Here is a 12,986-nt window from a genome sequence, read left to right on the forward strand (position 1 = left end):
ATCATCATGCCCCCGAAGCAAACCAAAGCAGAGCAAGCCTTTCGCACCCAGCGCGCCATCCTCGATCGCGCTCGTCACCTCTTTTCCACCCAAGGCTATGCGGCCACGGGTACGGCAGAAATCATTGGTGAGTTGGCCGTGACGCGCGGTGCACTCTATCACCACTTCAAGGACAAATCGGGACTATTTGCGGCAGTTGTAGCCGAAGCCTATCGGGATGTTAGTGACTATATCAATGCCCAAGTTCAGGCTATTGATGACCCTTGGGAGCAATTAATTTTTGGCTGTCAATCCTTCCTAGAAGTTGTCCAACAAGATGATCTACGGCGGCTCTTATTAATCGAAGCACCAGCCGTTTTGTCAGCAGAAGCCTTGATGGAATTTGATCAGTATGGATTTGGATTGTTGCAAGCCTCCATTCAAGATCTTGTGCAATCTGGTCAGCTCCAAACCATTGATTCAGAAGGGTTTTCGCATTTGGTTAATGGAGCGCTCAACGAGCTAGCCACATGGATAGCCCAAGCGGATCATCACGATCGCCTAGAAACAGCTAAAAAATTAATTGAAGTCCTCTTAACGCATCATCGAAAAACATGAGTCTCTAGCGTGAAACTCAATTACCCTTGCATGGATTATCTAGCGCGTTAGCTTTGAAATTCTTGTTCCCCTGGCTAGTGATGGATCACGTATCGGGCAATCCATCACTAACAGCTAGGGCAATACCTAATCACACAGCCTAAACCCGAAAATTCAGGGTAGCCCTAAACACTTGGAGCAGAACGGAATCGCTTCATGTCTTGCTGTTGAGGAAGCACTACGACCCTCACCCGTTCGATCGCCCTGCAACCAGCACAGCTCAGTCAGCACCCTCATGACGATCGAGCAGTGCTTTCAAGGCCCGTTTCATCTCATCCCGGCTGGTGGTAGCTGTACCGATGTGGCGCACCACCAGGCTGGCGGCCAAGTTGCCCAGCACCGCCGCTTCCCAAGGCGTGGCCCCCAACACGTAGCCCAAGGTCAGGGCCGCCACCACCGTGTCGCCTGCGCCGGTCACATCAAACACCTCCGCCCGGTTAAAGGCGGGAATGTGGGACACGTCGCCCGATCGCCCAAACAAGCTCATTCCCGACTCGCCACAGGTGATCAACACGTATTCCGCCTCGGTTTTGGCCAGCAGCGTTGCCCCCGCCTTCAGTAAACTCTCTTGGTCGGTGATGCCAAAGCCCGCTTCCCGCTCCGCTTCCGGCAGGTTGGGCGTAAACCAAGTAGCTCCCCGGTAGCGGGTGAGTTCCTTTTGGGCATCCACGATCACCGGCTGGCCGGTCAGGGCCGCTTGGATCACGCCGCTGGAAAACACCCCATCGCCGTAGTCGGAGCAAACCACTGCTTGGGCCTTGGGAGCGCGATCGGCCACAAACTCAGCCAGGCGATCGCAGTCGGCCGCTGTGGGGGGATCGTCAGATTTGCGATCGAACCGGACGATCTGTTGGGTCACGGACTGGCGCGAGTGGGCCGAAATCCGGGTTTTGGTGACCGTGGGCCGCGCCGCTTCCACCAGCGCCCCGGTGGTGTCAATGCCCGCCGCCTCAAAGATTTGACGCATGGCCAGCCCCTGCACATCGTCCCCCAAAAAGCCAGCAACCTGGACGTTTGCCCCGAGCTTAGCTAGGTTATAGACCGCATTGGCCCCGCCGCCGGGCACTTGGCGCGTTCGTTCGTGGCGGATGATCGGCACTGGCGCTTCTCGGGAAATTCGTTCCACATATCCCGTCAGAAACTCATCCAAGGTCAGATCGCCCACCACCAACACCTGCGCTTCCCCGAAGCGATCGATCAGGGTCAAGAGTCGATCGGTCGATCGGCGCAACAACGGCATGAAGTCTGGATCAAAAGTCATAGGGGGCAAGGTTACGATCGCAAGCATAGAATAGGCTATCAGCACATCAGGATCACTGCTGAAACCACATTCCATTCATTCAAAGACTCTGCGAGCGGTTGAGCCTGTCCGTATAGGTAATAAAAATAAAAAAGACCGATTCCTTTAACGGCTAGCCATGGTTCTTGAGTGATGAGTTGCTGGTTTTCGTGAACAACCAATTCGTATTCCGTCGGGAATTGCGCAACCTAAGACGGAACTCTGATTAGATCCAAATTCTTCAAAATCCATCAACCTCAGGAAACAATTTCTTGCGATCAAGACTTGACTGAATCGAAATATCAATCATCATTCAATTTCTTGTAGTGATTGATTGTGGACAATCAGCATTGTGCTTGTCAACTGTGTTAATTTCCGAAAATTTTGATAAGCTTTGGGTTCCGTGGCTAGCGCAATTGGCTGATTTTTTAGATCATTCAAAATGACTTCCATTTGAGGAGTGTTTTACCCATGTCTTTCACCCTGACGCATCGCCTTGGTCAATCCCTATCTGCTGGGCGATTAGTGGCCGCTTCTGCGGTGCTTTCCTTAGCTTTGGTGGGTTGTGGCGAAAGCAAAGTCGCCCAATGCAATAAGCTGATTGCCGTTGTGAACAAAGGGCAGCAGATCAGCTCCAGCATTAAGGGGATGGATGCCCCGGCGATGAAGAAACTGTCCACGGATCTGAGTGGCTTATCGACAGAAATTGGGGCTGTGGAAGTGGCCGATGAGACCCTGAAGGGTTTTCAGGGACGGTTTGTCAAAATCTATTCGGACTTGAGCACCGCTTCCAGCAAAGTGGGCGGCGCATTGGAGGAAATGGAAAAGACGAAAAAGCCGAGTCCTGAAAGCTTGAAGCGGCTGAAGCAATTGCAGGAAGATGTGACCGGGGCCAGCAAGATGGGAGAAACGGCGGCGAAGGACGAAAGCGCCTTGGTCAAGGAAGTGAATACCTACTGTGCCGGTAAGTAGTGTATTGGTTAGCGTGCAAGTCAATTAAATCTGAGATGAAAAACTTGTTGGATGGTGGAGCAACGCTAGGGGATTGCGCTTGATTGCTTTTCTCTGTTGATGGATCGATCGTCCAACAAGATTCCTGTTCTGTGATTGTGCTTGCGATCGCCCGATCGCTGGAAATGGATTGCCTTTGTTAACACTCGGTAAACGCTGGGTAGCTGAATTTTTCTAAGCTCCACGGTCACCTTGTGCAGAATCTAGCCCTTGTTGAGGCGTTGGAACTTTATCAGGGCTAAGCACCTGTTTGCCCATCCAACTCACCCGCTTGGGAACCATGATTCCATCCTCCGTGGTGCTCCCCGAGGAATAGGACTGAGCACGCACCTGTACCACAATCCAAACTAGGCGATCGACGGGCGATCGATTACGCAAACAGCGTTCACCATCGGGACTAACCCGCACAAAGCTGCCTTCTTGGACTGGAAAAACCCAGTTATTGACTTGAAATTCTCCTTCCCCCGCCAAAAAGAGATAAACCTCTTCGTTTTGCTGATGCTTGTGATAGAAAAGCAGCGACTCTTTGGGCGAAAGGCTATTAACAGAAATTTCTGCCCCGGTTAACCCTAGTAAATCCTTCAAGAACAGTTTTCCAGGCGTTGGCAGAGATCGATCGCCCAGGTTGAGGGTGAAGGTGAACTGTTCGAGGTTGGCAAGCGGCCCCGCGTGGGTCACGGCAAAGTCTGGGCCGGTCTGGGCTGTGGGTTGGGTGTTGGATGGGGCATGGTACATGGCAATTAACTTTTAAATTGCAAGTTGCAAGTCAAAATCAAACTAACAGGGTTACTTGTAAAATGCAAGAGAGACTTGAAAAAGTTGTAAATTCCTGAACGGGAATGAATTTTGGAGCCTTGTGCTATGGCGGTTGACCACCGATCTCACTGCCCGATCGCCTGTACGCTGGATCTCCTGGGCGATCGGTGGACGCTGCTGATCATTCGGGACATGCTGTTTTTTGGTAAGCAGCGCTTTGAGGAGTTTTTGGAATCGCCCGAGGGAATTTCTACCAATATTTTGGCCAGCCGCCTGAAGTCTCTGGAAGCCCTGGGGCTGATTACCAAACAGCCCTACAGCAATCACACTCGCCGCATGAATTACCAACTTACGGAGGCGGGCGAAAGTTTGCGTCCTGTGCTGCGCTCGATCGCTCGCTGGGGCCTGAAGCAATTTCCTGAAGCTCGCCTACCGGATGCTTTAGATTCAAGTTCCGCTAATTCAGATTGAGCCTGCGGCTAATTCGCATCAGTCATAGGTGTTCTAGAGTTTGCATCTGATCACTTCCCCAATCGGCCATAGCCGCCGCCGCCGGGGGTTTCGATCGCGATCGCCTCACCTGCCTGTACCTGCACCTGATCGGTAGCCCCAAGGGAGTCGATCGCCCCGTTCAGCCGTTCCACCCAGGCGCGGCCCGGTTGGCCCGGTGCGCCGCCGGCCAGGCCCGCCGGTTGGGTCGATCGCCGCCCTGAGACGATCGCCGCCGTCATCGGTTCCAAAAAGCGCAGTTTGCGGATCACGCCGTGGCCGCCGCGCTGTTGGCCCGCGCCGCCGCTGTCGGGGCGAATTTGGAAGGACTCCAGCCGCACCGGATAGCGCCACTCCAACACTTCGGGGTCTGTGAGCCGGGAGTTGGTCATGTGCGTTTGCACCGCGTCGGCTCCGGGGAAGGTTGCGCCCGCCCCCGCGCCGCCGCAGATGGTTTCGTAATATTGGTGGCGATCACTCCCAAAAGTGAAGTTGTTCATCGTGCCCTGGGCGTTGGCCAGCACCCCGAGGGCTTGGTAGAGCGCATCGACCACGGCTTGGGAGGTTTCCACGTTGCCGGCCACGACGGCGGCGGGCGATCGGGGATCGAGCAGGCTGGCGGGTGGCACGGTCAGATCGATCGGGCGCAAACACCCGGCGTTTAGGGGAATTTCGTCGGCCACGAGGGTGCGGAACACGTAGAGCACGGCGGCTTTGGTGATTGCGATCGGGGCGTTGAAGTTGTTCGGCTGCTGGGGCGATGTGCCGCTGAAGTCGATCGCCGCCCGCCGCCGCGCCCGATCGATCCGCACTTGCACCGTAATCTGCGCCCCGCAGTCGAGGGCGATCGTCGCTTGCCCATCGCGCAATTGGGCGATCGCCCGTTCCACCGCAGCGGCGGCGTTGTCCTGCACAAACCCGGCGTAGGCTTGGATCGTGGCGGCTCCGTAGGTATCCGCCAGGCGCTGCAATTCCTGGCAACCGCGCTCGTTGGCGGCAATTTGCGCCTGCAAGTCCGCCAGGTTTTGCACCGGGTTGCGGGCGGGGTAGGGATTGTCAGCCAGTTGCGCGAGCACGTCAGCCTCTAGGAATTCCCCGGCGCGGACGATCGGCAGGAAGTCAAACAGGATGCCCTCTTCGGCGATCGAGTGGCTGTGGGGCGGCATCGATCCCGGGGTCAGACCGCCCAAGTCCGCATGGTGGCCGCGGGAGGCAACGAAGAAATCCGGGCGATCGCTCAGAACTCCGGCGGGCGATCGCGACCAGACCGGCGTAATCACCGTGATATCGGGCAGGTGCGTGCCGCCGTTGTAGGGGTTGTTGCTGGCAAACACATCGCCGGGCCGCAGTTCCCGCGCCGCCATCAGGGCCGTGACCGTTTCGCCCATGGAACCGAGGTGGACAGGAATGTGCGGGGCGTTGGCGATCAGTTGCCCGGCGCGATCGAACAGGGCGCAGGAGAAGTCCAGCCGCTCCTTGATATTCACGGAATAGCTGGTGTTTTGCAGGGTTGCGCCCATCTGCTCGGCGATCGCGCTGAACCGGTTGTTGAAGATCTCTAAGCGCACCGGATCGGGCTGCGGCACTGGCTCGTCGTCGGTTCGGACAAGATGCTGAAGCCCCTTGTCTAGATCGGTTGGGGCGAGGGTTTCGAGGACTAGGCCACCCCGATCGCCCAAGGTGGCCGCCCAGCCCGGTTCAATCACGTTTGTGCCCGTTGGTTCCACAATCACCGCTGGCCCGACGATTCGATCGCCCGGTTGCAAATCCGATCGCCCAAAGACCGGCGCATCCTGCCAGCGATCAGCCGTGTAAATCCGAATCGTCGTGATCGGTTTCGGCGGAGTCGATCGACTGGCCACCAGCAACGGTTCCGGCGGCAAATCCTTGTGGCGCACCAACTCCAGGGCGATCGCCTCAATCACCACCGGCTTGTCGGGCAGGGCGAACCCGTAGCGCTGGCGGTGGATCGCCTCGAAGCGATCGCGCAACCAGCCCGCCGGGTCGGGTTCCGTGGCCGCCGGCCAGTTCACCACCAAGGGCGAGTCCGTGCCGCCGTAGCGCAGCCGAGCCGTACGGATCGCCTCCTGGAATCCCGGCAATTGCGGCTCTAGTTCTGTTTGTAAATCCCCAAAAATCGGCTCCAACGCGGCGATCGCCCCCGGTTCCAAAACCTGCTCGATCGCCCGTTCACCAATTTGCCGCACATCCGCCAGCCCAATTCCATAGGCCGACAGCACCCCGGCGTAGGGATGGATAAAAATCCGCGTCATCCCCAGCGCTTCCGCCAACAGGCAAGCGTGCTGCCCGCCCGCCCCGCCGAAGCAACAGAGGGTGTAGTGCGCCAAATCGTAGCCGCGTTGGACGGAAATTTGCTTGATCGCCGCCGCCATTTTCTCGATCGCGATCGCCAGGAATCCCGCCGCCACCGCTTCCGGGCTGCGGCCATCGCCGGTTGCCTGGGCGATCGTCGTCGTGAGGGCTGCGAACCGTTCCGCCACGATCGCCTTGTCCAAGGGGCGATTGCCCTCGGGACCAAACACCGCCGGGAAAAAGTCCGGGTGCAACTTCCCAAGCTGCACATTGCAATCGGTGACGGTCAGGGGGCCGCCGCGCCCGTAGGCCGCCGGGCCGGGATTCGCCCCCGCCGAGTCCGGCTCCACCCGGTAGCGCTGGCCGTCGAAGTGCAAAATCGAGCCGCCGCCCGCCGCCACCGTATGGATCGCCATCATCGGGGCACGCAGCCGTACCCCCGCCACCGCCGTCTCGAACTGCCGCTCATACTCGCCCGCATAGTGGGCCACATCGGTGGACGTGCCGCCCATATCAAAGGTGACGATTTGCTCAAAGCCCGCCGCCACGCAGGTTTGCACCGCCCCGACAATGCCGCCCGCCGGCCCCGACAGCACCGCATCCTTGCCCCGGAACCGATCGGCATCGGTCAGCCCGCCGTTGGACTGCATAAAAAACAGCTTGCCCGCCAAGGCCTCACGGTCTGGCCCCGCCAGGGTCGATCGCACCTGGTTCACATAACGCCGCAGTACGGGCGACAGGTAAGCATCAACCACGGTGGTTTCGGCGCGGCTAACCAGCTTAATCAGCGGACTCACGTGATGGGACACGGAAATTTGCTCAAAGCCCGCCGCCTCCGCCAAGGCCGCCGCAATGTGCTCATGCTGGGGGTAACGGTAGCCATGCATCAGGGCGATCGCGCAACTGGTGCAACCCTCGGCCCGCGCCGCTTTCAGTTGCGCCAACAAGTCCGCCTGGGCCGCCGCGTCGAAGGGCCGCACCACCTCGCCCTGGGCGCTCAACCGTTCCCGCACCTCGATTGCCCGTTCATAGAGCGGCGCGGGTTTGCGAATCTCCAGCGCAAAAATATCCGGTCGGTTTTGGTAGCCAATCTTCAGGGCATCGCCAAAGCCTTCGGTAATCACCAGCACGGTGCGATCGCCTTTGCGTTCCAGCAGGGCGTTGGTGGCGACGGTGGTTCCCATCTCGATCGCCCCAATCTGCGCCAGGTCGATCGGCTCGTCGGCGGCCAATCCCATCAGGTCGCGCATCCCCTGGACGGGCGCATCGGCATAGCGATCGGGGTTTTCCGACAGCAGCTTATGCACCACCAGCCGCCCATCGGGCCGCCGCGCCACAATGTCGGTAAACGTGCCTCCGCGATCGATCCAAAACCACCAACGCCGATCCATGCTTTGCCCCACCCGAAGCGCCTAATCTCGATTTATCATATCGATCAAGGCCGTCACGGGCGATCGGGGAGTTGGCAAAGGCGATCATGCTGTATGTAGGTTAAACTAGAACAGTAGCCTAGAAAAACCGTATTTTAAACTGTGAGCTTATCTTAATAAAGTTCCAAGCACTGTAAACAAGTAATCTTGCAAGTTATTAAACTTTTAGAGAAATAAACCAAAACGTCTAACAATCTACATGGGTATAGAAGGCTCTAAAAATGGAAAAAGACAGCCCTAAACAAAAAAACAAGAAATCTAAGAAAACATCTAATAAAAGCAAATCACCTGATTTTGCGCGAAAGCAATTCTTGCGACAAGCTATCGGTGTTATAGATATGTGGCTTAAGAGAAAAAGGAGTCATCTCTACAGCCCCCAAAATTCTAAAGTACTGACTGTTATGGTGCTTTCTAACTTTATGGGATATTCCTTTAGAGAAATCAGGGATATCTACCAAGAACTTTATAATTTTCCATTTCATCAGAATGAATATGAAATGATTTCAAAGAACTTGGAAACTGTTTATTTACAAATGATGGAAGACTTCAAGCATACAAATCGACTGCCTACACTAAGTCGATGCAGGAAGCATCCTATTGAGAATCTTAATGGCAACACCACGGAGGAATGCTTGCGTAATGACCAATATTCCGAAAACCATGCAGATTGGTATTCATGCAATAGCGTAGATGCAATGGACGGAAGTAAATATATTGGATCAGAAGTGTTGAATCTAAACACAAAACTTCATATTCTAGGCAACAAGAGTTTCTGGCAGTAAATCATAGCTCCAATGACTGATTGAGCCATAGCGACCGAGTACAACTTGCAAATATCGCAATTTATCTAGTAGCGTCTGACTATAGAACTGCGGCAATTCTATTAACTGCAAGATGGCATAAGCAATTAAGACCATGTAGATCTGTATTGCTACGCCATTTTGATTTTTCGTAATGAGCTGATCTAATTTTAAATGCATCTTTAAGAACTTCCATAGCAACTCAATCTGCCAGCGCTTTCGATACAGTTCTCCAATCTCTTCATTTGAAAAGTCTACTAAATTCGTTGCTAAACGAAATTCACATCGACTTTCTAGATCGCAAAAGGTGACTACTCGATAGCGGTCATGATTCAGATTGACTTTCATATTGTTCTTGATTCGCACCACAAAATAAGTTCCTATTTCACTCAACTCATCAATGAAATGCCAATCAGCAAAACCCCGATCCATAATCCCAATCCCGTTTTCAGGAATCATACTTGGCAGGTAGCCAGAAAATTTGGCATCATGCCCTTGACCAAAATGGATCAGGCATTCGCTTGACCACCCTTGTTGCTGATTGAAGCCTGCTAAGAGTTTGACTCGATGATAACTCTGTTGCCAAAACAGTCGGCTAGTGAGAGTCACAACGGTGGAATCAATGGGCATTAGCATCATGGCATCGGGATGATGACGCTGTTTCAGTGTTCTGATTAGCTGAGTGTAGATACGGCAGAATCGGTGATTATCCCGGTTTTTACAAGCCTTGGAAAACGTTGATATGTCTACTGAGATACCGGTGTGATTGAGCTTGAAAAATAGGTCTCTCATGCTCATCAAACCTTGATCAAGAATGAAGGTCAACCAGATCTCAAAAAATCTCCGACTGCTGAGCACTGGGTAATCATGCTCAGGTAAGCTTTTGAGAATAGGTTTGACGATTTGAGAGAATGAGCGTAACATTGGTGTATTACTTTTTGATTGTTTGGGGTAAGAATTACATCTTCTTACCCCTTTTTTATAACCTGAATCTGTCATTCAACACTTCTGATATTGGATATCACCGACGTGAATATCAGCAGAGCCGATTTGGATCTTTTCCAGTTCATGATGATTATAGTGATGAGTCATGGGCAGACGACAATCCTTGGGAGTAGTTCTTGCTTGAGAGAATCATAGGCCGTAATCAAACTATTCAAGTCAATAACCAACAATCTTGCTAACTGACTTCGACTAAATGAAGTATTTCGTCCTACATAAAAATATGCTCAAGAAATGTTGTTTTTTATAAAACCTATCAACTTGATTTTATTCAATGAAAATCCTAGAAGACTTTTACAAGTCAGGAGAATGATCGATGCCTGGTTACAATCATTACCCATCATGTACTTGCGGTTGGTGTTCCGGTGGAGGGGGACGGCCATTCAATAACCTTGATTTAAGTGATCTCAGAAATTTTACGAGCTATACAGCCCGTACCACCTGCGTATCCACTTCCAACACTGACTCTGCGAGAACTCATAGGACTATTTGTTGGTGGTGTGGTGCAGAAGTGTACTACCACACAAATGGGTACGGCGATTCTGTTTTATTTGATAGTTTAGGAAGTCCTTGGCAAGTACACTCATGCTGGGATCGGCGTAGAGAAGGAGAAAAAGATATTCAAATATTTGAAATGAAAGTTGATGAGTTTAAGATTCTAATACTCGCTGGTGCTATTCGTAAGCTTCAAGAAGATGGAGCAGTTCCAACAGAGGAAAGTGTAGCCCTTGAAATGGGTCTTTCTATCGAGAGCTTAAAGAAAAACTACAGCGATTTTTACGTGATTATCCCTAGAACGTATGGGCATATTAGCTTGCGCCAAGGATTCTAAACATACCTAACTAGTTTTAATTAGCCGGTAGGGTGTGTGGGAGAACGCTTGCGGGGAAACGATCGCTCTGGCATTTTCTCCCACGCACCGTCGATCAATCCCGGTTGCAGCGGTGCGTAGGGCAAAAACGGGATCTTGGGCATAAGCAAGCGTTGCCCTACACACCCTACTTTTGCTGCTTCTGAGAAACCACGTGCTGAATTTTCGGGCGATCACCCTTATCATCGTAATTTATTAATAATTGATTCTAAAAATGAGGTTGGAAGTTAATGTTGAGCTTTTCGTTTTATTTAGACAATGGAGAAGAAGAGGAAGTTGTTGATATTCCCAATGAGCTTTATCAATGGCTCACCCATTCAGAATTTTCCAAAATTGGTCAGTCTGAAGAACGAGACATGAAAATAGACGGTGAAATCACCAAAATTGCGGTAGTTTCCTTAATGGGCAGCAACCGCAGAAAACTGAGCAACTTCTTCCGCGATGCCATTGTCCAAGAAAGCGATCGAATGCTCAGCCAGTTAAGCCACTCATCACCCAAAGAGGACTATCTAGCAGCATCCTATGCCCTCAGAATTTTGCAAAATCTGCGAAAGCTAATCGAGGACGAAAAATTCAAATACCTGAGCAGAGCTTAGTTGATCAATTGCACATTCTTCAGGGCGTAGGGTGTGTGGGAGAACGCTTGCGGGGAAACGATCGCCCTGGCATTTTCTCCCACGCACCGTCGATCAATCCCGGTTGCAGCGGTGCGTAGGGCAAAAACGAGATTTTGGGAATAAGCAAGCATTGCCCTACACACCCTACGAAATACCGAATGATGTGACCGTGATATCGATGAGGGCTGGCAAGTCTAGCCGGGAGCTGGCAAGGGCGATCGACTATTCCAAAAGCTCGCCCAAGTAGCACTGCACAAAGTCGCGGGCAGCTTCGGGGTTCAATCCTTTCAAGGCTGTGACGATCTCCACAACGGTCTCAGCCGTAGGGTCGCGCTGCTCGTGAAACCACTTAAAAACCACTGACCGATCAACTTGCAACAGCACCGCCAGCCGGTTCTGGCTGATTTTGTGCTGGTCTAATACGGATTTGAGGGCTTTTCCTGCTCTTCCCATGCCCCCAATCCTGTCAAAGAATCTTAATCCGGTAAATATCGCAATCGTACTTCTCCCACGCACCGTCGCTCAATCTCGGTTGCAGCGGTGCGTAGGGCAAAAATGAGATTTTGGGAATAAGAAGGCGTTGCCCTACACACCCTACGAAATATTGAATGATGTGACCGTGATATTGATGAGGGTTGGCAAATCCAGCGGGGAGCTGGCAAGGGCGATCGACTATTCCACCACTTCGCCAAGGTAGCGCTGCACAAAGTCCCGCGCTGCTTCGGGCTTGAGTGTTTTCAAGGCCTTCACAATTTCCAAAAGTGTTTCAGCGGTTGGATCGCGAATTTCTTTGCACCAGCGATAAACATTGGTGCGTTCAATTTCCATCTGCATCGCAAGGGAGTATTGGCTCACCTCGTGATCCTCAAGCACTTGTTTCAAAACGCGGCCGGCTTTTCCCATGCCCTCGATCGTCTCAAAGGTCTGGATTTCCGTAAATGATATCCCTCTAGCCGACGGAATCCTAAAGGTTGACAGTCATCATTACGCCCTATGACTGCTTTTAGCCGCTCATCTCAACCACATTGCTACACTGAAGTTAGGATCGATGTCGCACTGAAAGCAATTGATCAGGAGAAATTAACAAGTCCATGATTGCTCAACAGGATTTATATTTCCTTAGCCCCGATGACTATTTACAACAGGAGGCAAAATCCACCCAAAAGCATGACTATATTGATGGAGAAATTGTAGCGATGGCGGGTGCGAGTAGTGCCCATTGCACGATCGTGGCAACCTTAACGGCGCTGCTCCTGAAATCTGTTCGCCAGCAAGGTTGTCAGCTATTTACCGGTGATATGAAAGTGCGAGTCGATCGCCACAATTGCTTTTACTATCCCGATTTGCTCGTCACCTGCGACCCACGTGACCAAAATACAGATTATTACAAATGCTTTCCTAAATTAATTATTGAAGTGCTTTCAGATAGCACGGAGCTGCGCGATCGCGGCGAAAAATTCTTTAACTATAGTGCGCTAGAAAGCCTGGAAGAATATGTGCTAATTAGTCAGGATAAGATGCGAGTGGAGTGCTTTCGCCGCGATGACAATAATCGATGGGTTTTGGAGTGGTATGGCCCGGGCGATCGCGTGTTTTTCCACAGCATCGATTGGCAAGGGATGATCAACGATTTGTACGAAGACGTATCATTGCCCGGTTGAATTACCTGTTTTGCAAGGCTCATTTTGAGCTGATCCCAACCTCGATCGAGATGGTCAAGAACCCAAAAAGAATCGGAAACCTGGGCAAACCGTAGCCGCGATCGCAGACGGGGCAGCGGCG

Annotated in this window: 14 protein-coding genes; 7 read left to right on the forward strand and 7 right to left on the reverse strand. The window is 52.5% G+C overall.

Annotation, left to right across the window (positions count from 1 at the left end):
• The first annotated feature begins 6 nt into the window (after positions 1–6).
• Positions 7–597, forward strand: a complete 591-nt coding sequence (locus ACZA91_RS18040) for a TetR/AcrR family transcriptional regulator (RefSeq protein WP_190530144.1) — start codon at positions 7–9, stop codon at positions 595–597.
• Between the two features lie 259 nt (positions 598–856).
• Here ACZA91_RS18040 and ACZA91_RS18045 read toward each other — a convergent pair whose 3' ends face one another.
• Complete coding sequence (locus tag ACZA91_RS18045) at positions 857–1,897, reverse strand: bifunctional heptose 7-phosphate kinase/heptose 1-phosphate adenyltransferase (protein ID WP_190530119.1); 1,041 nt, start codon at positions 1,895–1,897, stop codon at positions 857–859.
• 489 nt (positions 1,898–2,386) lie between these two features.
• Here ACZA91_RS18045 and ACZA91_RS18050 point away from each other — a divergent pair, with 489 nt between their 5' ends.
• A complete protein-coding gene (locus ACZA91_RS18050) occupies positions 2,387–2,887 on the forward strand; it encodes a hypothetical protein (RefSeq protein WP_463183859.1) in 501 nt (166 codons plus the stop codon).
• 213 nt (positions 2,888–3,100) lie between these two features.
• Here the strand turns inward: ACZA91_RS18050 and ACZA91_RS18055 are convergent, their stop codons facing one another.
• Positions 3,101–3,661 carry a cupin domain-containing protein gene (locus tag ACZA91_RS18055; protein WP_190356301.1) on the reverse strand — a complete coding sequence of 187 codons (561 nt, stop codon included), beginning with the start codon at positions 3,659–3,661 and terminating at the stop codon, positions 3,101–3,103.
• Between the two features lie 126 nt (positions 3,662–3,787).
• On the opposite strand from ACZA91_RS18055, the gene ACZA91_RS18060 reads away from it, so the two are divergent.
• On the forward strand, positions 3,788–4,153 hold the full coding sequence (locus ACZA91_RS18060; RefSeq protein ID WP_463183862.1) for a winged helix-turn-helix transcriptional regulator: 366 nt from the start codon (positions 3,788–3,790) through the stop codon (positions 4,151–4,153).
• Between the two features lie 50 nt (positions 4,154–4,203).
• Here ACZA91_RS18060 and ACZA91_RS18065 read toward each other — a convergent pair whose 3' ends face one another.
• Entirely contained in the window at positions 4,204–7,875 is a 3,672-nt protein-coding gene (locus tag ACZA91_RS18065) for a hydantoinase B/oxoprolinase family protein (RefSeq protein WP_463183865.1), read from the reverse strand.
• Positions 7,876–8,135: 260 nt separating this feature from the next.
• Between ACZA91_RS18065 and ACZA91_RS18070 the strand changes: the two genes are divergently transcribed.
• Complete coding sequence (locus ACZA91_RS18070; RefSeq protein WP_463183867.1) at positions 8,136–8,696, forward strand: hypothetical protein; 561 nt, start codon at positions 8,136–8,138, stop codon at positions 8,694–8,696.
• Here ACZA91_RS18070 and ACZA91_RS18075 read toward each other — a convergent pair.
• The gene (locus ACZA91_RS18075) at positions 8,670–9,638 is read right to left on the reverse strand and encodes a transposase (protein ID WP_463186432.1); all 969 of its coding nucleotides are present in this window, start codon (positions 9,636–9,638) and stop codon (positions 8,670–8,672) included. The two genes, ACZA91_RS18070 and ACZA91_RS18075, sit on opposite strands and share 27 nt — an antisense overlap.
• Before the next feature lie 589 nt (positions 9,639–10,227).
• On the opposite strand from ACZA91_RS18075, the gene ACZA91_RS18080 reads away from it, so the two are divergent.
• On the forward strand, positions 10,228–10,548 hold the full coding sequence (locus ACZA91_RS18080; protein ID WP_463183871.1) for a hypothetical protein: 321 nt from the start codon (positions 10,228–10,230) through the stop codon (positions 10,546–10,548).
• Between the two features lie 269 nt (positions 10,549–10,817).
• A complete protein-coding gene (locus tag ACZA91_RS18085; RefSeq protein WP_463183873.1) occupies positions 10,818–11,183 on the forward strand; it encodes an LEA/WHy family protein in 366 nt (121 codons plus the stop codon).
• Here ACZA91_RS18085 and ACZA91_RS18090 read toward each other — a convergent pair.
• From ACZA91_RS18090 to ACZA91_RS18100, 3 genes are all read right to left on the reverse strand, one after another.
• Positions 11,180–11,335: a hypothetical protein gene (locus ACZA91_RS18090; RefSeq protein WP_463183876.1), complete on the reverse strand. Its 156-nt coding sequence runs from the start codon at positions 11,333–11,335 to the stop codon at positions 11,180–11,182. The two genes, ACZA91_RS18085 and ACZA91_RS18090, sit on opposite strands and share 4 nt — an antisense overlap.
• Positions 11,336–11,426: 91 nt before the next feature.
• Positions 11,427–11,657 (reverse strand): helix-turn-helix domain-containing protein, encoded by a 231-nt coding sequence (locus tag ACZA91_RS18095; RefSeq protein WP_190530762.1) that lies wholly within the window; start codon positions 11,655–11,657, stop codon positions 11,427–11,429.
• Positions 11,658–11,876: 219 nt separating this feature from the next.
• Positions 11,877–12,107 carry a helix-turn-helix domain-containing protein gene (locus ACZA91_RS18100; protein WP_393011474.1) on the reverse strand — a complete coding sequence of 77 codons (231 nt, stop codon included), beginning with the start codon at positions 12,105–12,107 and terminating at the stop codon, positions 11,877–11,879.
• Between the two features lie 188 nt (positions 12,108–12,295).
• On the opposite strand from ACZA91_RS18100, the gene ACZA91_RS18105 reads away from it, so the two are divergent.
• Positions 12,296–12,865 (forward strand): Uma2 family endonuclease, encoded by a 570-nt coding sequence (locus ACZA91_RS18105; protein WP_463183879.1) that lies wholly within the window; start codon positions 12,296–12,298, stop codon positions 12,863–12,865.
• The last annotated feature ends 121 nt before the right edge of the window (positions 12,866–12,986 follow it).

Source organism: Limnothrix sp. CMB-01, from assembly GCF_055193175.1.

Bases quoted from the DNA above. Each gene is read 5' to 3' on its own strand.
- ACZA91_RS18090 (WP_463183876.1), bottom strand. From the start codon at position 11,335: ATGCTTGCTTATTCCCAAAATCTCGTTTTTGCCCTACGCACCGCTGCA.
- ACZA91_RS18105 (WP_463183879.1), top strand. From the start codon at position 12,296: ATGATTGCTCAACAGGATTTATATTTCCTTAGCCCCGATGACTATTTA.
- ACZA91_RS18095 (WP_190530762.1), bottom strand. From the start codon at position 11,657: ATGGGAAGAGCAGGAAAAGCCCTCAAATCCGTATTAGACCAGCACAAA.
- ACZA91_RS18085 (WP_463183873.1), top strand. From the start codon at position 10,818: ATGTTGAGCTTTTCGTTTTATTTAGACAATGGAGAAGAAGAGGAAGTT.
- ACZA91_RS18065 (WP_463183865.1), bottom strand. From the start codon at position 7,875: ATGGATCGGCGTTGGTGGTTTTGGATCGATCGCGGAGGCACGTTTACC.
- ACZA91_RS18060 (WP_463183862.1), top strand. From the start codon at position 3,788: ATGGCGGTTGACCACCGATCTCACTGCCCGATCGCCTGTACGCTGGAT.
- ACZA91_RS18055 (WP_190356301.1), bottom strand. From the start codon at position 3,661: ATGTACCATGCCCCATCCAACACCCAACCCACAGCCCAGACCGGCCCA.
- ACZA91_RS18070 (WP_463183867.1), top strand. From the start codon at position 8,136: ATGGAAAAAGACAGCCCTAAACAAAAAAACAAGAAATCTAAGAAAACA.
- ACZA91_RS18075 (WP_463186432.1), bottom strand. From the start codon at position 9,638: ATGTTACGCTCATTCTCTCAAATCGTCAAACCTATTCTCAAAAGCTTA.
- ACZA91_RS18050 (WP_463183859.1), top strand. From the start codon at position 2,387: ATGTCTTTCACCCTGACGCATCGCCTTGGTCAATCCCTATCTGCTGGG.
- ACZA91_RS18040 (WP_190530144.1), top strand. From the start codon at position 7: ATGCCCCCGAAGCAAACCAAAGCAGAGCAAGCCTTTCGCACCCAGCGC.
- ACZA91_RS18045 (WP_190530119.1), bottom strand. From the start codon at position 1,897: ATGACTTTTGATCCAGACTTCATGCCGTTGTTGCGCCGATCGACCGAT.
- ACZA91_RS18100 (WP_393011474.1), bottom strand. From the start codon at position 12,107: ATGGGAAAAGCCGGCCGCGTTTTGAAACAAGTGCTTGAGGATCACGAG.